Raw genomic sequence first — 20,849 nt, forward strand, 5'->3', positions numbered from 1 at the left:
GGCACCGCGCACAGTTTCCCCAGAAACTGACGCTACCTGTCTGTGCCACCGGTCATGCGACTAGAGCATAAGTGTTGCAGTGCCGCAACCGGACTTGGACACCGGAAAAAGGTGCATTTGCAACTGTCTGCGGCACGTCGCTCGGCCGACCCGCGCAGCGGGAGCCCAGATACCTGCGGACGGTCTGATCGGCTGAGCGATGAAGCGAAAGTCGCTGGATCCCCGCCTACGCGGGGATGACGGCAGGCTGAGTCTGCACCTGTCCCGACTCGTCGTTCGCGCAGGCGAGCAAGTTCGTTTGCACCTGAACCAAGAGTGGGCGTCATCCCCGCGTAGGCGGGGATCCAGCGACTTTGCGGCGGTGACCTTGCAGCGAGCGACAAGACGCCGGGTGACCAGCCATGACCAGCCATTCGGCTGTTGTGAGGCGCTTCGGCTGTTGAAAAGCGCTTCCCGCCTGCGCGGGACCGACGACCTTTTTCCCTGCGCGGAGACAGGCGCGGGCAGGGGCTGACGCACCCCGCCCACGCGCCGGAGTTCCGGCCCGAGGTCCTTCAGCCGCAGCGCAACGCGATGATGCGGCCGCCGTCGTCCACTTCGATGTTCAGGCGTTCGCCGTCGAACTCCATCGTCACCATCTGTCCCGGCTCGAGCACGCGCACGTGGCTGGCACCGGCGTCGACGCGTGCCTGTTCGGCCTTGGCCTCGTCGTTGCTCTGCCCGACCAGGCCCTGCACCTGGCTGGCATCGCAGGTCGGTGCCGGCGGCGGCGCGTCGGCGATGCCGTCCGCGGGGGGCGTGGCGGCCGATTCGGCAGCCTGTTGCGCGTCGGTGAGCGCCTGTTCCTGTTCGATGCCATCGTCCTCGCCAGGCGCGACCTCGGCCGAGCAGGCGCAGAGGGCGGAGAGCAGGACCAGGGAGGGAAGGAGGCGGAGCGTGCGGACAGGCATTGGGCGATTCCCGGTTGCGGTGCCCCAGCTTGCAGGACCAAACATTCGCGTTGCGTTAAGTCGGCACCGCCGCCTCCGGTCTCGCCGTCGTTGCCGCGGCTGTCAGCGGTCTGCCTTTCTTGAGCAGGAAGACGCCACCGGCGCCGGAAGGCGCGATGTGACTGCCAGGATCGGCCGGCCACTTGCCGGCCGCGTGGGTCACCCGCAATGCAGCGCCGTGATCGCGTTGTTGCGCCCGGTCTCCACGGTCAGGCGCGGCCCGCCGTCCGCGGTCGCCTCCGGCTCGGGCAGGGTGGCGGTGGCGGGGCGGTCGTCGGCGCCGCGGATCACGCGGACCTGGGTGCTGTCGCTGTCGACCCGGGCGCGCTGGATGGTGGCGTCGGAGGCGGCCAGGCCCACCGCGCCACGAACCATGTCGACATGGCACTGGCCGGAAATCACCCCGTCGATCGGCGCCACCCCGGCGATCTGCGGTCCGGCGCAGCCGGCGAGCAGGCAGGTGGCCACGGCGAGGCTCGAAAGGGTCAGGCGGGACATGGCGGCGGTTCCGTTGGGAGGAGGCGCCCAGCCTGTGCCCGGTCGCGTCGGCGCGGGATGAAGGCGGGTATTCCGCGGCGCGATGCCCGCCCCTGCACAACGGCTATGCGACAGCGGCCGGGCGATGCGCCATGATCGGCGCTTCGACTAGAGGGGAGGAGCGTCGATGCACGTCAACACACCGGAGGCCGGCAACACCGGCGCCGCGCTTGCCCGGGGATCGTCGCGGCTGCTGCCGCTGGTGATCTCCCTGTTCTTCGCCTGGGGCTTCTGCACGGTGCTGGTCGACGTGCTGATCCCCAAGCTCAAGGCAACGTTCTCGCTGAGCTATGCCGAGGCGATGCTGACCCAGTTCTGCTTCTTCCTCGCCTACTTCGTGGTCTCGATCCCGGCCGCGCTGCTGGTCAGCCGGGTCGGCTACCTGCGCGGAATAGTAGTAGGCCTGCTGGTGATGGCCGGCGGCTGCCTGATGTTCTCGCCGGCGGCCTCGATGGGCTGGTACCCGGCGTTCCTGGCGGCGCTGTTCGTGCTGGCCGGCGGCATCACCCTAGTCCAGGTCGCGGCCAACCCGTTGGCGGCGGGGCTGGGCGATCCGGCGCGCGCACACAGCCGGCTGACCCTGGCGCAGGCGTTCAACTCGTTCGGCACCATGATCGGCCCGCTGTTCGGCTCGGCGATGATCCTGGCCGCCGGCGTGGCCGAGCCGGAGCCGGGCCTGAGCGGTGCGGCGCTGGAGGCCTTCCGGGTCGAGCAGGCCAGCCACGTGCGCCTGCCGTACATGATCATCGCCGCGGTGCTGGTCGGGCTGGCGGCGCTGTGCTGGTGGGTGCGGCGCGCGCCGGTGCCGGCGGTGCGGCCGGTCGGCCACGGCGACTACCGGCGCCTGCTCGGCATCCCGCGGGTCAGCCTGGGCGCGCTGTCGATCTTCCTCTACGTCGGCGCCGAGGTGGCGATCGGCAGCGCCCTGGTCAACTACCTGATCATGGTCGGGGCGACCACCTCCGAGCACGCCGCCGGCAACCTGATCGCGGTGTACTGGGGCCTGGCGATGGTCGGCCGCTTCATCGGCTCGTGGGTGCTGCGCTTCGTCGCCCCGGGGCTGGTGCTGGCGGTGTGCGCGGTCGCCGCCGCGGTGCTGGCGGTGCTGGCCGGCACCACCCTGGAAGGCACCGCCGCGGCGGTGGCGATCCTGTCGATCGGCCTGTTCAACTCGGTGATGTTCCCGACCATCTTCACCCTGTCGATCGACGGGCTGGGCGAGGACACGCCGGGCGCCTCGGGCATCCTGTGCCTGGCCATCGTCGGCGGCGCGATCGTGCCGCTGCTGATGGGCGTGGCCGCCGACCGCATCGGCCTGGCGCTGGCGCTGCTGGTGCCGGCGGTGTGCTACCTGTGGATCGCCAGCTACGGACTGCTGGTGAAGTCCGGCGCGATCGGCTCCGGCCGCGCCGCCGTGGCGGTGGCGCCGGACGCCTGAGGCGGTGGCGACCGCGGCCGCGGCGGCGGAGTCGCACGGCGGGGCGCTGCCGCGGCTGGTGGTGTTCGGCGAGGCGTTGACCGACTTCGTCCGCACCGGCACCGACCGCTGGCACAGCGTCGCCGGCGGCGCCTGCTGGAACGTGGCGCGGGTGGCGGCCACGCTCGGCGTGGCGACCGGCTGGGGCGGGTCGGTGGGCGAGGACCTGTTCGGCCGCGAGATCCTGGAGAAGTCGCGGGCGGCCGGGCTGGACCTGCGCTTCGCCCAGGTGGTGGCGGAGCCGCCGCTGGTGGCGATGGTCCACGCGCTGTCGCCGCCGCAGTACTTCTTCCTCGGCAGCGCCGACCTCGCGTTCGACCCCGCGCGGCTGCCGTCGGGCTGGGAGCGGGCCTGCGCGTACGCCCACTTCGGCTGCATCAGCCTGGTGCGGCAGCCGCTGGGCGCGCGCCTGGTCGCGATCGCCGGGGCGCTGCACGCGTCCGGCGTGCCGGTCAGCTTCGATCCGAACTGCCGCAACCTGATGGGTGCGGACTACCCGCCGCTGTTCGAGCGCATGGCCGCGCTGGCGGACACGATCAAGATCTCAGACGAGGACCTGCGCCAGATCTATCCGGCGCTGGATGCCGATGCAGCGTTGGCACGCGTGCGGCGCCTGGCCCCGCGCGCGGCGCTGCTCTACACGCGCGGCGCCGACGGCATGACCGCGCACCTGCCCGAAGGCCGGATCGAGCAGCCCGCGTTCGCGGTGGACGTGGCGGACACGGTCGGCGCCGGCGACGCCTGCATCGGCGGCTTCCTCGCCAGCCGGCTGCAGCGGCCCGATGCCGGCATGGAAGCGCATGTGCGCTTCGCCGCGGCGACCGCGGCGGCCGCCTGCACCCGGCCCGGCGCGCACGCGCCCACCCGCGACGAAGTCGAAACACTGCTGGCGTCCGTCCCCTTGTAGGAGCCGACTTCAGTCGGCGACACGGGCGTCGGTAAAACCAGGGGAGTCGCCTGTGCCGCCGGCGTCGTGTCGCCGGCTGAACCCGGCTCCTACAACAGCTGCAGCGTCGCCGCTCCCTTGCAGGAGCCCACTTCAGTGGGCGACCCGGGCGTCGGGAACACGAGGAAGTCGCCTGCGCCGACAACGCGTACCACCCCACAACCGTTCCCTAGATCACCTTCAACACCTCATAACACGCCCCCATCGTGTGGTAATCGGTCTTGCCGGCCGGACTCTTCTCGTCGGTGAGCTTGCGGTTCTCCGGACCCAGGATGCGGTACCAGGCCCCGTGCTCGTGATCGACGAAATGCGTCCAGCTGTACTCCCAGATCCGCCCGTACCACCGCCAGTAGCCCTCGTCGCCGCTGCGGTCGGCCAGCAGCGCGGCGGTGGCCAGCGCCTCGGCCTGCACCCAGAAGTACTTGTCGGCGTCGTACACGCCTCCGTTGATGTCGTTGCCGTAGACCAGGCCGCCGTGTTCCCGGTCCCAGGCCATCGCCACCGCGCGGTCGAACAGTTCGCGCGCCCGCGGCAGGTAGGCGGGATCGGGCGCATGCCGGTCGAGGATTAGCAGCAGCTTGGCCCATTCGACCTGGTGACCGGGCTGGAAGCCCCATGGGCGGAAGATGTTGCTGCGGTCGCCGCGGTTGTAGTCCCAGTCGACCGACCAGTCGCGCTGGTAGTGCTCCCACACCAGCCCGCCGGCGAGCGCGGCCTGGCGGCCGGTTATGTTCCGCGCCAGCAACTGCGCGCGCTGCAGGTAGCGCGGCTCGCCGCTGGCCTCGTAGGCGGCCAGCCAGGCCTCGCAGGCGTGCATGTTCGCGTTCTGGCCGCGGTACGGCGAGACCGTCCAGTCGGCGCCGGCCTCGTCGGCGTACAGCCCGGGCTCCGGTTCCCAGAAGCGGTGTTCCATCAGCTCCCAGGTTTCCTCCAGCCAGGCGCGGGCCTGCTGCATGCCCGCTTCCAGCGCCTTGGCGTAGGCCAGCACCACGAATGCCAGGCCGTAGCAGTGGTTGGTCGCATCCTGCACCTGGCCGTCGTGCAGCACCCAGGCGTAGCCGCCGGTGTCCGGGTTGCGGTGCGCATCGCGCAGGAAGGCGATGCCGTGGCGCACCGCGTCCTGGTACGCCGGCTCGCCGAAGGCCTGCCAGGCCATCGAATAGTTGAAGACGAAGCGCGTGCTGCTGACCAGGTGCCGCGTACGCCGGTCGTAGACCGTGCCGTCGTCCTTGAAGAACTGGAAGAAGCCGCCGGCCGGATCGATGCAGTGCGGGTGGTAGAACCCCATCGTGCGGCGGATGTGGCCGAGCAGGAACCCGCGCGCACGGAAATCGGGCGGGGCGGGGCTGCGGTCTGCCTCGGCTGGGCTCATGCGGGCGCTCGCTGTGGACAGGATCGGCGCCCGGGACGGCCGGGCATGCAGCCAAGGTTACCAAGCCGCCCGAGCCGCCGGCCGGAAGGCGGCGGACGAAACCTGCCGGTTGCGGCATCCGTTCGTCGCACCGGTGCCGTGGCGACGTTTCCCGCGCCCGCCTCCCGCACGGCGTCGCGTTCATGAAGATCGTTCAAGGACATGAAGACGCGATGCCATGGGCGGGAGCCGCGGTGCAATCCGCAGCGGGATCCACTGCGACCGCCGCCATGCGGAACGCCCGTGCTGCCGCCGGCGGAACGATTGCCGCCAGCTGTCCTCCCCCGAGCGCTCAGCGCGTTGGTGACGTAGCCGCACTGGAATGCGGCAGCGAGCCGGCGAAGGGCGGGAAGCGTCTACCAGCCGACCGGACGGGAAGACAACAAGGAGGCTCCATGTCGGCGACGGCGATGCAAACGGGCGCGCTGCCCAACCTGATCGGCCAATCGGAGGTGTTCCTGCGCGCGGTCGGGTTGATCGAACGCATGGCGCGCTTCGATGCGCCGGTGCTGATCCAGGGCGAGACCGGGACCGGCAAGGAACTGGCGGCGCGCGCCATCCACTACCTGTCGTCGCGGCAGCAGGCGCCGTTCGTCGCGCTCAACTGCGGGGCGATGCCGGAAGGCCTGATCGAAACCGAGCTGTTCGGCTGCGAACGCGGCGCGTTCACCGATGCGCGCCAGGCGCGCACGGGCCTGGTGGCGGCCGCCGACGGCGGCACCTTCTTCCTGGACGAGCTCGATTCGCTGCCGCTGCGCGCCCAGGTCTCGCTCCTGCGCTTCCTGCAGGACAAGACCTATCGCCCGGTCGGCAGCATGCGGGTGCACTGCAGCGACGTGCGCGTGATCGCGGCGGCAAGCCCGCGCCTGCAGGAGATGCTGGTCGCCGGCGCGTTCAGGGACGACCTGGCGTTCCGCCTGAACGTGCTGATGCTCGAGATGCCGCCGCTGCGCGAGCGCGGCACCGACGCGCTGCTGCTGGCCGAATACTTCATCGAGCGGCACGCATCGCACTACGGCGTGGCGCCCCGGCACCTGGACGCCCGCAGCCGGGAATGGGCCACGCGCTACCCGTGGCCGGGCAACGTACGCGAACTGGACAACCTCATCCAGCGCGCGCTACTGCTGTCCGACGGGAAATGCCTGGACTTTTCGCTGCATGCCGCCGAAGCGGGCGTCGCGTCGCCGCCGGGCATGCCGCCGCCGGGCAGGCCGCCTTCGCAGCTGCAGAGCTACAGCGACGCCCGCGCCCAGGCCATGTCCAGCTTCGAGCGCCACTACCTGGAACACCTGATGACCGCGGCCGCCGGCAACGTCACGCGCGCGGCCCGCCTGGCCGGAAAGGAACGCCGGGCGCTGGGGAAGCTGCTCAAGAAGCACGGCCTCGACCACGCCAGCTTCCACGAGCCGGCACACGCGTAGCGGCCATCCGCGCGCTGGCGCGCGGAGATGTGCGGCCACCCTCCCACCGCAGCCCGGGTCCCACACCCGAGGGTGATCGTCGACCCACCTGCACATCGAAACCGGGTCACGGGCGACCCGCATCGCCGCCGGCACGCACTCCAGGCGTTGCAGATCAATGGCTTGGGTGCCGCGTGCGATTGGCACGTGACTTGCGCCGTGTATCGGCGTCATTGCCGGGAGGCCGCCATGCTCGACGAGTCCGGACTTGCGATCGAGCGCACCGTCTCGGCGATCGAGGCCTATCTGGCGCGACACCCTGCCGCCGCCGACAGCGAACAGGGCGTCGCGCAGTGGTGGTTGCCCGCGCAGGGACTCGACCCGCCGATCGAGCATGTCCACCGCGCGCTGGAAATCCTGTGGCAGCGCGGCGTCATCGAGCGCACGGCGATGCCGGATGGCGGAACGGTGTACCGCGCGGCCCGGCGGCGGACATGAGCGCGGGCGACGGTACGCGGCCCGGCGCCGCAATGGAACGCAACGACAATGCAGGGAATCCCACCACGCGATGAGCGACTTCAAGGCCATTGCAGCGGTAACCGAAACGCTCAAGGCGCTTCTCGAGCAGGAGTTGCCGGGCCTGGCGGTCGAGGTGCTCAAGTCGCCGGTCGAGCTGGGCGGCGTGGCGCCGAAGGTGAGCCTGTACCTGTACCGGGTCGAGCACAACGCGTTCGCGTCCAACCTCGACTGGCAGGCGCTGACCGAATCGCGGCTGGTGGCGCCTCCGTTTGGCCTCAACCTGCACTACCTGGTCACGCCGTACGGCCCGGACGAGCTGGAGACGCAACGCACGCTCGGCGAAGTGATGCGCGTGTTCCACGAGAACGCGCTGCTGCGCCAGGACCATGCTGCGCTCGCGCTGCCGCTGTCCGACATGACGGAAGAGTTGCGCATCGTGCCCCGCACGTTGCCGTTGGGCGACATGCTCGACCTGTGGCGCGGCTTCGAGAAGGCGGCCTACCGGCTGAGCACGACGTACGAAGTGTCGACGGTCCTGATCGACAGCCGCGTCACCCGCACGGTCAGGCGCGTGCAGGAACGTGTGCTGGACGTGAGCCCGCGCCGATGACGCGCCTGGACGGTCCACGTCTGCCGCAAGCGCCGGCCGCCGGACCCGCGACGGAAGGCCGCGCAGCCGATTGCCTGGCCTGGACCGGGGTGCTGGTGGCCGAACTGGACCGGCGTGCGGCCCTGCTGGTCGAGGAGCTGCGGGACGGCGGCGGCATCGCGCTCAGGAGCCTGGTGGTCACCGACGCGGAAGTCGACGCCATGCTGGCTTCCGGCAGGGCCGGACACGGCGACGGGTTTGTCCCGGGCAGCCTGGCCGGATCGCTGCAGGACCCGGCCGGGACGCTGCCGTGGCGGCTGTCGGCCCTGCAGCACAGCTTCGGACTGGGCGCATTCGAACTCGATGCGCTGCTCGTCTGCCTGGCGCCGGAAATAGACCGCCGCTTCGAGCGCCTGTTCGCCTACCTCAACGACGACATGGCGAAGCCGCGGCCCTCGACCGACACCCTGCTTCGCATGCTCGCTGCGCGCCACGAGCACGTACACCTGCAGGCATGCCTGATGGCCGACGCCACGCTGTTGCGCCATGGCCTGCTGGCGAGCGACGGCGGCGACCGGGTCGCACAGGTCGGGCTGTTCCGCGTGGCCGACGGCATCGTGCGCCACCTGCTCGGGCGCGGTGGCTCCGACCCGCGCGTCGCACGCGTCCTGCTGGACGAAGAGGCGCCGCTGCTGCTGCACCGGCTCTGGCGCGCCCGGGACGAACGCGCCGTGCTGGCGGCGCTGCTGGAAGCGCGGACGGCCGCTGCCGCGGAAGACGCCGCGCCGGTTCCGCTCGTCGCCAACCTGCATGGCCGCGACGGCAGCGGCCGCGCCGACGCGGTGCGGTCGGCCTGCCGGCAGGCGGGGATCGGCTGCCTGTCGCTGGACGGCCGCGAACTCGGCCGCTGCGCCGCAGACCTGCACGCCACCCTGGCTGCCGCGCTGCGCGATGCCAGGCTCGCGGGGAGCGTCGTGTTCATCCACCACTCGGACCGGTTGCTGGACGAACCGGAGCGGCGCTCGGAATGCTGCGCAATGCTGCGAGCCTGGCTGCGCGAGTTCGGCGGCGTCCTCCTGCTGGGCTCGGAGGCGCCGCTGCCGTTCCCGGGCTGGTTCCCCTCGGCCGAGACCGCCGACATCGCCTTCCCGCTTCCCGGAATCGCGGCGCGGGAAGCTGCCTGGCGGGAAGCCCTGGACGGTACGCGGCTGGACGACGACGAGAAGGCGGCGCTGTCGCGGTCGCTGTCGGTCAAGTTCCGGGTGACCCAGGGCGAGATCGGAACGGCCGTGCAGCATGCGCGCACGGCCCTGGACGCGGCGCCGGACTGCACGGGTCGCGCGCGCGCGCTGCACGAAGCGGTTGCGCGGGTGGCCACGCCCCGGTTGCACCAGCTGGCCGAAGCGATGCCGGCCACGCACCCGCTCGAGGACCTGGTCCTGCCTGCGGACCGCTTCGAGCTTCTCAACGACGTCATCCGCCGCGTGCAGCACCGCCGCACCGTGCTGGAGGACTGGTGCTTCGACGCCGTGTCGGCGCGCGGCCGCGGCCTGGTCGTGCTGTTCCATGGCGCTTCCGGCACCGGCAAGACCATGGCGGCCGACGCCATCGCGCACACCCTGCGCATGAGCCTGTTCCGGATAGACCTGGCCGGGGTGGTCAGCAAGTACATAGGCGAGACCGAGAAGAACCTGCGCGCCATCTTCGACGAGGCCGACCGCGCCGATTCGGTGCTGTTCTTCGACGAGGCCGACGCCCTGTTCGGCAAGCGGTCGGACGTCAAGGACGCGCACGATCGCTACGCCAACATCGAGATCAACTACCTGCTGCAGAGGATCGAAAGCTTCGACGGCATCGCCATCCTCGCGACCAACAAGCGCGACCACCTCGACGATGCGTTCCTGCGCCGGATCCACGTGAGCATCGAGTTTCCTTCGCCGCTGGTGCCGGAGCGGCTTCGCCTGTGGGACAGGAGCTTCCCCGCCGCCGCGCCGCTGGCGCCCGACATCGACTGGGACTTCCTCGCGCGCAGCTTCGACCTCACCGGGGGCGCGATCCGCAACGCCGCCCTGGGCGCCGCCTACCTGGCCGCCGAGGCGCGCGGCGCCATCGGCATGCGCGAGGTGTTGAACGCCGTCCGCATCGAGCTGGTCAAGGCCGGCCGGCGCATGCCCGACAGCGAGTTCGGTCCGCACGCCCACCTGCTTGCGAGGGCGGCGCCGGCGCCGCAGCAGGCGCGCCGGCCGCGGACGCACGACCTGTGCACCACCCACGAGGAATGACCGACATGGCCTGCCGGATAGTCAATCTGCATCCCCACCCGCTGCGCATCGACCTGCGCGGCGGCGAGGTCCTGTTCCTGGCGCACAACGAGCGCTCCCGGGCCTTGCGCGAGGAAGCGCTGTACGACAACCACTACGTCGCCGAATGGGAGCGCGCGGGCTGGTTGCGCCGGGTTCCGGCACGCATGGGGGAGGTGCGCGCCGAGGAACAGGCGCGGGCCGCCGCCCTGGCCGCGGCCGACCCGGCCGCGGAGCGCGCGCCGCCGCGCAAACGGTCGCCGGGCCCGCCCGCGGCCGCCACCCGCAAGCCGGGCGGCAAGCCCGGCACCCGGAAACAACACCAGCGATAACCGGCGACAGCCGATGGCGCCGGTCCGCACGCGTGCGGCGCCGGTACCGCAACCGACAGGAGTTTCGACATGGCAGAGTATCTCCACCCGGGCGTCTACGTCGAAGAGAAATCCAGCGGCGTGCGTCCGATCGAGGGCGTGAGCACTTCGACCGCGGCGTTCGTCGGCGAAACCGCCAAGGGCGTTCCGAACAAGGCCACTTTCGTCACCAGCTGGCGCACGTTCGTCGCCAAGTTCGGGGACGTCACCCGCGACGGCCCCTACCTGCCGTACGCCGTGGAGCAGTTCTTCTCCAACGGCGGCAAGCGCTGCTACGTGGTGCGCGCCCTGTCGGGCGCCTCGTCGCGCACGGCCGGGACCGACCTGCCCTCGCGCGAGCTTGCCGGCGCGTCCCGCAGCACGCTGCGTGTCGAAGCCAAGGGCAAGGGCGGCTGGGGCAACAGCGTGGCGGTACGCGTGGAGGACGGCTCGCTCAACCCGACGCGCGAGTTCCGGCTCGTGGTGCTGAACGACGGGGTGCCGGTGGAGGTGTTCGACGACCTGTCCATGGACCCCGACTCGGACTCGTACGTGGAGACGGCGGTCAACGACCTGTCCGAATACATCCAGGTGCAGGACCTGCATGCGGCCACGTCGCCGCTGGCCGGAAACCCCGCCCACGCCACGGCCGTGTCCACCGCCGTACTCGCCAGCCCGGTGCCCCTGATCGCCGGCGATGCGCTGACGCTGGACATCCCGACCGCCATACCGCCGCCGCCGGCCATCGACCTGTTCGCCGTCCTCGGCGCGACGGCGGCGCCGGGCGACCTGGCCGACCTCGTCAACGCGACCTGGGGCGCCTACAACCTCACTGCTTCCATCACCGGACCGGACGATCCGGACGGTGCGGGCAAGCTGCGCCTGCGGCACGGCGCCCAGGGCTACGAAAGCGGCTTCACCCTCGGCGGCTCCGCCACCGGCGCCGGCCGCCCGCTCGCCGGCCTGGCCGGCTTCCGGCAGGGACAAGGCGGGGCCGTGGGCGCCACGCTGCGCAGCGCAGCCGGCGCGACCTTCGATATCCAGGCCGGCGCCAACGAACTGGTGATCGCCGTCAATGGCGACAACCTGCCCGCCATCCCGCTCACCGTCAGTGCCGCGCTGCCCATCGACACCGCGGTGAACGAGATCAACAGCGCGCTGGCGCAGCATTACCAGGCCGTCGCCGGGGCCAACAAGCCGGCCATCGCGCCACTGCTCGACGTGCGCCGCAACGGCGACCGGATCTTCGTGTCCACCGCCAACCGCGGCGCGGGCAACGCGCGGGTGCGCATCGCCGGCCCGGCTGCCGCGGCATTCGACTTCCGCCGCCTCGACGGCTCCGTGCAAGGCGCCGACGGGCCGGACGGACAGGGCCGCAACGAACCGGCCTTCGTCCAGAGCGAGCTCGGTCCCTTCGCGCTGGAGGACGGCTCCAACCTCAAGTTCGTCGTCAACAACAGCGCCGGCGGCGCCGATTCCGCCGACGTGGTCGTCGATTTCGACAGCGCCAGCCTGCCCAACCTGCAGCAGGTCACCGCCGCCCAGGTGCGCGACCGGATCAACGCGGCGGCGGCCGGCGCGCTGACCGCCACGGTCGAATACGGACGCGTGGTCGTGCGCCAGTCCAGGCGAGGCAACTACTACACGCTGCAGGTGGTGGACGGCAAGCTGAGCCCCAACATCCGGCTGAAGTTCAGCACCGAGAAGCAGTCGGGCTTCGCCGATGGCGACCTCGCCTCGCCCTACTTCCGGCCCGGCTTCAACCCGGTGGCCGGCGTCAACGAGCCGCGCGAACTGGCCGGCGGCGACGACGGCAGCCCGGTCAACGGCAGCGACCTCATCGGCACCGCGGACCGCAAGACCGGCCTGCATGCGCTCGACGACGTCACCGACGTCAACTTCATCGCCATCCCCGGCGCCAGCGACCCCGCCGTGGTCAGCGCGGCCATCGGCTACTGCGCGATCCGCCAGGACTGCTTCTACATCGCCGACGCGACCGGCAAGCGCAACCGCGACGCGCCGGCGACCGAACCGGTGCATGCGCAGGACTACATGCGCAACAAGGTCAGCCCGAAGAACAGCTACGGGGCGCTGTACTACCCCTGGCTGGAGATCGCCGACCGTGCCGGCGCGGGCCGCAATCCCAGGCGCTACGTGCCGCCGTCGGGATTCATCGCCGGGCTGTTCGCGCGGATCGACAACCAGCGCGGAGTATGGAAGGCCCCGGCCGGCACCGAGACCGGGCTGATCGGGCCGATCGGGCTGGAGTATTCGGTGACCGACGCCGAACAGGACATCCTCAACCCGATCGGGGTCAACTGCATCCGCCGCTTCGCCGACAGCGGCATCGTGGTCTGGGGCGCGCGCACGTTCGCCGCCCAAGCCGATCCGGAGTACCGCTACGTGCCGGTGCGCCGCTACACGATCTACCTGCGGCAGAGCATCTACCGCGGCACGCAGTGGGCGGTGTTCGAACCCAACGACGCACCGCTGTGGGAGCAGCTCAAGGCCAACATCGACGATTTCATGATGGGCGAGTTCCGCAAGGGCGCGCTGGCCGGCGCGACGCCGGACGAGGCCTTCAGCGTCAGGTGCGACGCCGAACTGAATCCGGAATCGGAGGTCAACGCCGGGCGCGTCAACATGGAGGTCGCGTTCGCGCCGCTGAAGCCGGCCGAGTTCGTGATCATCCGCATCAGCCAGAAGTCGCAGCGGCCGCAAGGCTGAGGCACGGTCCATGGCGCCGCGCACCTCCCAGTTCGATCCCTACCGGACCTTCAAGTTCAGGGTCCGCCTGGACGGCGCCATCATCGCCGGCGTCACCAAGGTCTCCGCGCTCGGCCGCAGCGTCGCGCCGAACGAGGTCAAGGAAGCCGGGGATGCGTTCGGGCCGCGGCACATGCCCGGCATGGTCAGCTTCGACGAGGTGACGCTCGAGCAGGGCTGGAGCGCCGACCGGACCTTCGAGCGCTGGGCCAACCAGGTGCTGGGGCTGCACGCCGATCCGGGCGGCGCCAAGGGCTTCAAGCGCACGGTCTTCATAGAGCTGTTCGACCTCAAGGGCAACGCCGGCAGCCCGAGCGGTTCGCCGCCGCTGCAGCGCTACAAGCTGCACCGCGCCTGGGTATCGAAGTACGTCGCGATGCCGGAACTCAATGCCGACGGCGGTGGCGTGGGCATCTGCAGCGTGAGCCTGCGCCACGAAGGTTGGGAAAGAGTCTGAATCCGTCCGTATCCGTCTTCAGCAAGGAGCAACGACATGCCCGCACGCGCATCCCAGTTCGATCCGTTCCGCAAGTTCAAGTTCCGCATCAAGATCGCCAACCAGGTGGTGGCCGGCCTGACCAAGTGCTCGGCGCTCACGGTCAGCGTCGAATCCAAGGAATTCCGTTCCGGCGAGATGGATAGCTTCAAGCAGAAGCTGCCCGGCATGGTCTCGTTCGAGCCCATTACCCTGGAGCAGGGCGTCACCAGCGACAAGACCTTCGAGAAATGGGCCACGGCGATGGCCAACTATCTCGGCAACAAGGGCGCGGACTCGCAGAAGACGCCGGACGATTTCCGCAAGGAGGTCGACATCGAGGTCTACAACCTCAACAACGAGCGGGTGAAGGCCTACCGGGTCTACCAGTGCTGGGTGTCGAAGTACACCGCGATCCCGGACCTGGACGCGAACTCGGCCGACGTGATGATCCAGACGCTGGTGCTGGAGAACGAAGGCATTCAGGTCATGCAGTGACGGGAGACGGCCGATGGGGATGATCGGGAATCCGGCGATGGCCGACGCGATGCGCGAAGAGTCGCTCGACGAACGCCGCCTGGTGCTGCCGACCGGCGTTTTCGACGCCGACGGACGCGCGCATCGCTGCGTGCGCGTGCGCGAACTGACCGGCGCCGACGAGGAGGCGCTGTTCGAGCGCGGGAAGCCCGGCAATGCGTGGCGCGTCAGCGCCTTCCTGGCGAGCGCGATCGAATCGGTGGAAGGGCTGGAGGCGGGCGTGGACGCCGCGTTCGCCGCGGACCTGCAGCTGGGCGACCGCGACTACCTGCTGCTGCGCCTGCGCCAGATGGACCTCGGCGACGCGGTACACCAGGTGATGCGCTGCCCGGCGTGCCTGGAGCGGGTCGATGTGGACCTGTCGATCAGCGAGCTGCCGGTGCGCCGGCTGGACCGGCCCCAGGCCGTGTACCAGGCGGACATCGCCGGGACTGCGATGCAGCTGCGGCTGCCCACCGGCGCCGACCAGGCCGCGATCGAGACGCTGGCGATGGCCAACCCCGCCGCGGCCAACACCCGGTTGTTCGCACGCATCGTGCTCGACGTGGACGGGCAGGGCGCGCCGGACGAGGAGACCGTGCGGGCATGGCCGTTGGCGATGCGCTCGCAACTGGTGGCCTGGCTCGAGGACCACGCCCCGGGGCCGGAACTGTTCCTGGAACTGGTCTGCCCGCATTGCCGGGCGGACATGAGCTACGCCTTCGACCTGGACGCTTTTTTTTTGCCGAGCGCGTGACCGATCTCGAGCGCCTGTACGAGGAGACCCATGTGCTTGCGATGCATTACCACTGGTCCGAACCGCAGATCCTGGCGCTGCCGCGGAGCAAGCGCCAGCGGTACCTCGCGCTGATCGCCCGGCAGCATCCGGCATCGGGGGCTGAGGCATGAACGCCGATCGCGACGGGCAGGCGCCGGCCGAACGCTATGCGCTGGCGCGCCACGGCATGCCGTTGCCGCGCGGACCGGCCAGCGTGCCGCGGGCGCGCTGGTTGCCGGCGTCGCTGCGGGGCCGCGCGCTGCCGGAACGCATGCGCGAAGCGCCGCAGGCGCCTTTCGTGGACGCGGAGGCCGGGGAAGAGGACGGGTTCGAAACCGGAATCGGCGGGATCCTGTCGCCGTTGCCGCGGGAATCCACGGGAAGCGCAAGTGCGCCTGCCGCGGCAGCGGATGCGCCCAAGCCGCATGCGGAGGCGGCCGGGCCCTCGCCGGCGGTGCAGGGGCGCCGCGGCGAGAGCTGGAAGGAAGCGTCGACGCCGGACGCCGGACCGGCGGTGCACCCGGACGCAGCACCGGGATCGCCGGTGCGAGTGGCCACGGTGCCCGCGGAACCGGCCGCATCGCCGGCCACGATCCAGCCGCCTGCCGGCCGCGCCATGGCCGATCGGATCCCGGGCCCGCCGCGTGCGCCATCCGCCCCGGAACCGGAACGCGCCCGCGCACCGGCAGCAGGCGCGCAGGTTGCTCCCCCAGCCGCTCCGCATGCGCACCCTGCCGGTTCCCGGCACACGGCCATGCAGGCGCCGGCCTTGGGGCCTGGCGATGCCCGCCACTCCGGGGCGGAGCCGGTGGCATCCCGGTTGCCGCCCGGGCGCCCGCCCACGGTGGAGGCAACGGTCGCGGCGATGCCGGTGGTGGAGCAGCGATCGCCGGAGGGACCGCCGTTCCCGGTGGCGATCGAGTGCGTCGCGCGGGTCCAGGCGATGGGGACGCTGGCCTCATCGCCTGTACCTGCGCCAGCCCATGCCGCCAGCGGCACAGGCGAGCGCCCGCCGCCGGTGCGGCCGGTCGACGCGACCGTGCTGGCGGCGTTGCAGCGGCCCATGCCGCCGCCGTCGCGCACCGTCCGCCTGGACCGCGTGCAGGTGGCGGTGCAGGCGCCGGCATCGCCCATCCCACGCGCCGCCGGCGCGCCGGCCCCGCCGTCCGCCGCGCCGGCGCGGCCCCCGGCGCGCGCGGCGTCGCGCAACCCGTGGTCCGGCTATTTCGCCCGCCGGGACTAGGAGCCACGGACATGAGCATCGCCGCCCGCATAGCGCCCACCCTTGCCGCCCGACAGGCACGGGCCGCCGCGCTCGCCGCGGAGCGGTCCATGCGCGACGCCTTCGTCGTGGCCCAGTTCGCCCAGCTGTGCGACTGCTTCGACGCGCTGCTGCGCGAAGCCCTGGGCATCGACGCGCGCGTGGCGATCGCGATGGCGACGCTGACCCATGAGGTGCAAGGCCGCAGTTTCCCGACGCTCACCGTGGACACCTGGAAGGTGCGCGCGGACTTCAACGCGGTGCCGCAGACCGTCGCCTTCACGCCGCGGCTCGATTTCCGCGAGCCGGACCAGTTCGGCCTAATCGAATGCGCGCTCGACTTCGACTACGCACCGGCGCACAGCCGTGCCGACCGCACCGCGCGGCTGCTGCTGGCGCGTGGCATCCAGCTGCGCGGCAAGAGCGTCGCCGAGCTGGTGCTGCCGGTGGCCGGCGGCGTGCGCAGCCTGGTGGCCGGCGACCTGGAAGACGCGTTCGCCGTCTGGTGGCTGCGGCCATGAGCGGCCGCCACGCCACCGCGGCCCCACCGGCGCTGCACATCGGGCAGCTGCGGTTCGTGACCGACCGCGCGCTGGGCGACGGACGCGCGCGCGCGCTGGGCGAACGGTTCGCCGAGGAGCTGGGCACCGCGCTGGCGCAGGCCGGCGCCAGCGACCGGATGGACATCGGCGAACTGGTGGTGGAAGCCGGTGGCGACCAACTGGACGACCGCGCGCTGCCGCGCCTGGCCGCCGCCGTGGCCCGGCGGATCCTCGAACGCGTGCCCGACTGAGGCGGAGCCCCGACATGTCCGATTTCATCCAGCGGCCGAAACTCCTGCGAGGCGCCTTCGTCGAATACGGGCTGTCGCTGCCGCCGCTGCTTTTCGCGTTCCAGTTCAATCCGGAGACGCTGACCCGCAACCGTACCGCCAGCTACACCCCGGCCGGCGCCGACGGCAGCGGCAACGGCTGCCGCGAGGGCAGCGAGGCGCAGCAGCGCGCCTGCCTGTCGCAGGTCCAGGTCAGCGAGGAGACCCTCGGCCTCACCCTGATGCTCGACGCCACCGATGACCTGGACGACAACCAGATGCTGCCGGGCCAGTTCGGCATCGGTCCGCAGCTGTCGGCGCTGGAACTGATGATCTATCCCAAGACCGACCAGCTGTTCGGCTTCCCGATCGGCAACCTGCTCGGCGGGGACGACCAGTTCGGCGCCGCGAACGCCAAGACCATCCCGATCCTGCTGTTCGTGTGGGGACGCAAGCGGGTGATGCCGGTGGTGATGACCAGCCTGCAGATCACCGAGCAGGAGTACTTCCCCGACCTGAATCCCAAGCGCGCCCAGATCGCGGTCCAGCTCAAGGTGCTGGAAGGGTTCAACCCGCCGTACCTCTACTCGCACGGCTGGCGTACCGCGCTGGCGGCGATGAACCTGGCCAATATCGGAGATTTCGCCGATGTTCTTTGATGGATCCCGCTACATCCGGGTGCCCGACGCCGCTTTCGCGGACGCCGAAGGCAGGACCGTGCAGCTCAAGTGCACGCGCGAACCGGTCGCCACGGAACTGGCGCTGGTCTACCAGGTGCGCGAGGGCGACAGGCTCGACGCGCTGGCCAACCGCTTCTTCCACGACCCGCGCAAGTGGTGGCTGATCGCCGACGCCAACCCCGCCGTCCTCGCCCCCGAGCAGCTGCTCGTACCGGGACGGCAGCTGCGCATCCCCCGCGACCGGGGCGCATAGGACGCCGCCATGCCCGCGATCCCGACCCCGTCCGACCGCTCCTTCAGCTGCGCCGTCCTGGTCAACGGCCAGGCGGCGGGATCGCTGCTGCATTGCATCCGCTCGGTGACCGTGGACGAGGACCTGGATGCCGGCTCCTCCTGTGCGGTCGAGCTGGAGGCCTGCCGCAACGACGACGGAAGCTGGCCCTACCTGGCCGACCCCAATCTCCAGGTGTGGAACCGCGTGACCGTGTACGCGGCGTTCCCCGGCCGCACCGAACTGGTGTTCGACGGCTACATCTCGCACATCAACGCGCGCACCAACGACGAGGCGGCGAACATGACCGTGCAGATACTGGGCGTGGACGCCTCCTACCACATGAACCAGGAGGAGAAGACCCGGATCTGGCGGGGAAAGACCTACGAGAAGATCGCGAGCGAGATCATCGAGCACTACGGCTTCAAGGCGGTCGTGGCCGATCCGCCCGGCACCGGCGAGGCGCCGCCGCAGGTCGCCCAGCGTTCCACCGACCACCGTTTCCTGCGCGAACTGGCGCGGCGGCGCGGCTACGAGTTCTACGTGCTGGGTGCGAACGCCTACTTCCGCCCGGCCGTGCTCAGCGGGCAGCCGCAGAAGCTGATCGCGGTGAACTTCGGCGAGCAGACCAACTGCCACGGCCTGCAGTTCGATGCCGACGGCACCGCGCCCACCGAGGCCCAGGTCAGCTACTTCGACGCGATGGAAGGCCAGGCCAGGACCGACCTGGCCCACAGTTCGGGCCTGCCGTCGCTGGGAGCCGACCCGTTGTCCGCGCTGCGCGGCGCGATCCGCATGCCGCAGGCACGCCGCATCGCCCGGGGCCTGGGTTTCCACGCCGGCACCCAGGCGGCGGAATACGCGGCCGGCATGCTGCGCCGCCACGGCTGGTGGATCACCGCCCGCGGCACCCTCAACGGCCTGCGTTACGGCGCCGTCCTGCGCATCCGCAAGCTGGTCACGGTCAAGGGCGCCGGCGCCCGCTACAACGGCAACTACTACGTGCGCAAGGTCCAGCACCGCCTGGCGCCGCGCAGCTACGAGATGCAGTTCGAACTGTCGCGCAACGCACTGGGCCAGCTCGGCAGCGAGGATTTCCAGGGCGAGTCGCCGGACATGTCCATGCCGTTGGCCGCCGGTGCCGGCGCCGACAGCGACCCGATCGAAGTGGTCGCCGCCGGCCCGCGCGTGCTGCCGGCATAGGAGAAGCGCATGAACATGGAGCGGGCGGACAGCAACCGGACCGAGAGCGATCGCATCGAGCGCCTCGAAGGCCAGTACTTCGGCAAGTACCGCGGCGTGGTCATCGACAACAAGGACCCGCAGCAGCTGGGCCGGGTGCGGGTGTGGATACCCAGCCTGTTCCCGGTGGAAGGCGACCGCAAGCCCGGTACCGACAGCCCCGCCGTCAGCGACTGGGCCTGGCCGTGCCTGCCCTTCGGCGGCGCGGCCGGGCAGGGACTGTTCTTCGTGCCGGAGACCGGCAGCAAGGTCTGGGTCGAATTCGAGGAAGGAAGCATCGACAGCCCGATCTGGGTCGGCGTGTTCTGGTCGGCGCCCGGCGGCAACACGGAGATCCCGCCGGAGGCGGCGGACATGGAGCAGGACGAGCCCCGTCGGCGCGTGCTCAGGACCTCCAGCGGCCATGTCCTGGAGTTCTGCGACATCGACGGCAAGGAGAGCGTCACCCTGCGCCACAAGGACGGCGCGATGCTGGTCTTCGACGAGAAGGGCAGCGTCACCGTCGGCAACAAGAACGGGACCTTCCTCTACCTCAACGCCGACCAGGGCGAGCTCTCGTTCGCCGACGAGAACGGCAACAACGTGCGGCTCGGCGATTCCAGCATCACCTTGACCAACAAGGGCGGCACGGTGGTGGACATGGTCGATGCGTCCGTGCAGGTGATCGCCAAGAACGTGATGGTGCGCAGCGACACCGTGACCCTGGGCGAGGGCGCGATGGAGCCGGCGATCCTGGGCCGCGCCTTCGCCGCGGCGTTCGACGCGCACGTCCATCCCACCGCGTTCGGCCCATCGGGCCCGCCGATACCGGTGCCGATGCCGTTGTCCTCGCCCATGCACCCGGCGATGTCCAAGTCGGTGAAGCTCAAATAGGAGGCCGTGTGCGCCATGTCCTGCATCTGCCGGATCCCGTCGCTGCCCATGCCGCAGCTGGTCATCGCCTTGCCGATTCCCGCGCTCCCGGCGCTGCCCTCACTGCCCTCGCTGCCTGCGCTGCCGGCATTGCCCGGGTTGCCGCTGCCGTCGCTGCCGCTGCCGTCGCTGGTGATTCCGCTGCCGATCCCCGCGCTGCCTTCCCTGCCGTCGTTGCCGTCGCTGCCGCAGCTGCCGTCGTTGCCGCGGCTGCCGTCGCTGCCGCTGCCGTCGCTGGTGATTCCGCTGCCGATCCCCGCGCTGCCGGCATTGCCCTCCTTGCCGTCGCTGCCCTCGTTGCCGCCCTGTCCGTGCTGAGCCGGAGGAACCCGCGATGCTGAAACCAGGCTTCCTCGTCGGCGACTTCCTGGAGGCGGGCAGCATGGCCGAGGCCATCGAGCTTGCCATGGTGGAGCTCGAGCTGATCGACCTGGACGAGGAAACGCCGGAGGCCGCGGAGAACCGGCGCAAGGCGCTCATCGCCATTTCCACCGGCGTCATCAGGCACCTCAAGGCGAACATCGAGATCACGGTGGCGGTGAACCGGTTCGGCGCCGGCATACCGGCGGCCGCGACCGTGCTGTCGGGCGCCGCGGGCGCAGTGAAGTGAGGACCGTGC

Annotated in this window: 24 protein-coding genes; 21 read left to right on the top strand and 3 right to left on the bottom strand. The window is 70.8% G+C overall.

What is annotated here, in order from left to right; genetic code table 11:
• Positions 1–554: 554 nt before the first annotated feature.
• Together WQ53_RS08330 and WQ53_RS08335 are read right to left on the bottom strand one after the other, a co-directional pair.
• Entirely contained in the window at positions 555–950 is a 396-nt protein-coding gene (locus tag WQ53_RS08330; RefSeq protein WP_052631741.1) for an I78 family peptidase inhibitor, read from the bottom strand.
• 198 nt (positions 951–1,148) lie between these two features.
• A complete protein-coding gene (locus WQ53_RS08335; RefSeq protein WP_052631742.1) occupies positions 1,149–1,487 on the bottom strand; it encodes a hypothetical protein in 339 nt (112 codons plus the stop codon).
• A 166-nt stretch (positions 1,488–1,653) separates the two neighbouring features.
• Between WQ53_RS08335 and WQ53_RS08340 the strand changes: the two genes are divergently transcribed.
• Both WQ53_RS08340 and WQ53_RS08345 read left to right on the top strand, forming a co-directional pair.
• Entirely contained in the window at positions 1,654–2,964 is a 1,311-nt protein-coding gene (locus tag WQ53_RS08340; protein WP_052631743.1) for a sugar MFS transporter, read from the top strand.
• A 4-nt stretch (positions 2,965–2,968) separates the two neighbouring features.
• Positions 2,969–3,910 (top strand): carbohydrate kinase family protein, encoded by a 942-nt coding sequence (locus WQ53_RS08345; protein ID WP_236685840.1) that lies wholly within the window; start codon positions 2,969–2,971, stop codon positions 3,908–3,910.
• Positions 3,911–4,118: 208 nt separating this feature from the next.
• On the opposite strand, the gene WQ53_RS08350 is transcribed toward WQ53_RS08345, so the two are convergent.
• Entirely contained in the window at positions 4,119–5,321 is a 1,203-nt protein-coding gene (locus WQ53_RS08350) for an AGE family epimerase/isomerase (RefSeq protein WP_052631744.1), read from the bottom strand.
• Between the two features lie 449 nt (positions 5,322–5,770).
• Between WQ53_RS08350 and WQ53_RS08355 the strand changes: the two genes are divergently transcribed.
• From WQ53_RS08355 to WQ53_RS08440, 19 genes are all read left to right on the top strand, one after another.
• Positions 5,771–6,781 carry a sigma 54-interacting transcriptional regulator gene (locus WQ53_RS08355; RefSeq protein ID WP_052631745.1) on the top strand — a complete coding sequence of 337 codons (1,011 nt, stop codon included), beginning with the start codon at positions 5,771–5,773 and terminating at the stop codon, positions 6,779–6,781.
• Positions 6,782–7,009: 228 nt separating this feature from the next.
• Positions 7,010–7,258 (top strand): hypothetical protein, encoded by a 249-nt coding sequence (locus WQ53_RS16750; protein ID WP_052631746.1) that lies wholly within the window; start codon positions 7,010–7,012, stop codon positions 7,256–7,258.
• 70 nt (positions 7,259–7,328) lie between these two features.
• On the top strand, positions 7,329–7,889 hold the full coding sequence (locus WQ53_RS08365; protein ID WP_052631747.1) for a DUF4255 domain-containing protein: 561 nt from the start codon (positions 7,329–7,331) through the stop codon (positions 7,887–7,889).
• Complete coding sequence (locus WQ53_RS08370; RefSeq protein ID WP_144409272.1) at positions 7,886–10,150, top strand: ATP-binding protein; 2,265 nt, start codon at positions 7,886–7,888, stop codon at positions 10,148–10,150. The genes WQ53_RS08365 and WQ53_RS08370 overlap by 4 nt, the downstream gene beginning before the upstream one ends.
• Positions 10,147–10,500: a hypothetical protein gene (locus WQ53_RS08375; RefSeq protein WP_052631749.1), complete on the top strand. Its 354-nt coding sequence runs from the start codon at positions 10,147–10,149 to the stop codon at positions 10,498–10,500. The genes WQ53_RS08370 and WQ53_RS08375 overlap by 4 nt, the downstream gene beginning before the upstream one ends.
• A gap of 69 nt (positions 10,501–10,569) precedes the next feature.
• Positions 10,570–13,245: a phage tail sheath family protein gene (locus WQ53_RS08380; RefSeq protein WP_082112918.1), complete on the top strand. Its 2,676-nt coding sequence runs from the start codon at positions 10,570–10,572 to the stop codon at positions 13,243–13,245.
• A gap of 10 nt (positions 13,246–13,255) precedes the next feature.
• Complete coding sequence (locus tag WQ53_RS08385) at positions 13,256–13,741, top strand: phage tail protein (protein ID WP_052631751.1); 486 nt, start codon at positions 13,256–13,258, stop codon at positions 13,739–13,741.
• 36 nt (positions 13,742–13,777) lie between these two features.
• A complete protein-coding gene (locus WQ53_RS08390) occupies positions 13,778–14,257 on the top strand; it encodes a phage tail protein (protein WP_052631752.1) in 480 nt (159 codons plus the stop codon).
• A gap of 13 nt (positions 14,258–14,270) precedes the next feature.
• Positions 14,271–15,032 (top strand): hypothetical protein, encoded by a 762-nt coding sequence (locus WQ53_RS08395; RefSeq protein WP_144409273.1) that lies wholly within the window; start codon positions 14,271–14,273, stop codon positions 15,030–15,032.
• On the top strand, positions 15,029–15,184 hold the full coding sequence (locus WQ53_RS17030; RefSeq protein ID WP_158497826.1) for a DUF6760 family protein: 156 nt from the start codon (positions 15,029–15,031) through the stop codon (positions 15,182–15,184). The genes WQ53_RS08395 and WQ53_RS17030 overlap by 4 nt, the downstream gene beginning before the upstream one ends.
• Positions 15,181–16,296 (top strand): hypothetical protein, encoded by a 1,116-nt coding sequence (locus WQ53_RS17035; protein WP_052631754.1) that lies wholly within the window; start codon positions 15,181–15,183, stop codon positions 16,294–16,296. Before WQ53_RS17030 ends, WQ53_RS17035 begins: the two co-directional genes overlap by 4 nt.
• An 89-nt stretch (positions 16,297–16,385) precedes the next feature.
• Entirely contained in the window at positions 16,386–16,835 is a 450-nt protein-coding gene (locus WQ53_RS08405) for a hypothetical protein (protein ID WP_052631755.1), read from the top strand.
• Positions 16,832–17,107 (top strand): hypothetical protein, encoded by a 276-nt coding sequence (locus WQ53_RS08410; protein WP_052631756.1) that lies wholly within the window; start codon positions 16,832–16,834, stop codon positions 17,105–17,107. The genes WQ53_RS08405 and WQ53_RS08410 overlap by 4 nt, the downstream gene beginning before the upstream one ends.
• A gap of 14 nt (positions 17,108–17,121) precedes the next feature.
• Positions 17,122–17,784, top strand: a complete 663-nt coding sequence (locus WQ53_RS08415; RefSeq protein WP_052631757.1) for a hypothetical protein — start codon at positions 17,122–17,124, stop codon at positions 17,782–17,784.
• A complete protein-coding gene (locus WQ53_RS08420; RefSeq protein WP_144409275.1) occupies positions 17,774–18,058 on the top strand; it encodes a LysM peptidoglycan-binding domain-containing protein in 285 nt (94 codons plus the stop codon). The genes WQ53_RS08415 and WQ53_RS08420 overlap by 11 nt, the downstream gene beginning before the upstream one ends.
• A gap of 9 nt (positions 18,059–18,067) precedes the next feature.
• Entirely contained in the window at positions 18,068–19,279 is a 1,212-nt protein-coding gene (locus WQ53_RS08425; RefSeq protein WP_052631759.1) for a phage late control D family protein, read from the top strand.
• 9 nt (positions 19,280–19,288) lie between these two features.
• Complete coding sequence (locus WQ53_RS08430) at positions 19,289–20,191, top strand: phage baseplate assembly protein V (RefSeq protein ID WP_052631760.1); 903 nt, start codon at positions 19,289–19,291, stop codon at positions 20,189–20,191.
• A 15-nt stretch (positions 20,192–20,206) separates the two neighbouring features.
• Positions 20,207–20,548, top strand: a complete 342-nt coding sequence (locus tag WQ53_RS08435; protein WP_144409276.1) for a hypothetical protein — start codon at positions 20,207–20,209, stop codon at positions 20,546–20,548.
• Between the two features lie 16 nt (positions 20,549–20,564).
• Positions 20,565–20,840: a hypothetical protein gene (locus tag WQ53_RS08440; RefSeq protein WP_052631762.1), complete on the top strand. Its 276-nt coding sequence runs from the start codon at positions 20,565–20,567 to the stop codon at positions 20,838–20,840.
• The last annotated feature ends 9 nt before the right edge of the window (positions 20,841–20,849 follow it).

This window comes from Pseudoxanthomonas suwonensis (assembly GCF_000972865.1).
GTDB lineage: Bacteria > Pseudomonadota > Gammaproteobacteria > Xanthomonadales > Xanthomonadaceae > Pseudoxanthomonas > Pseudoxanthomonas suwonensis_B.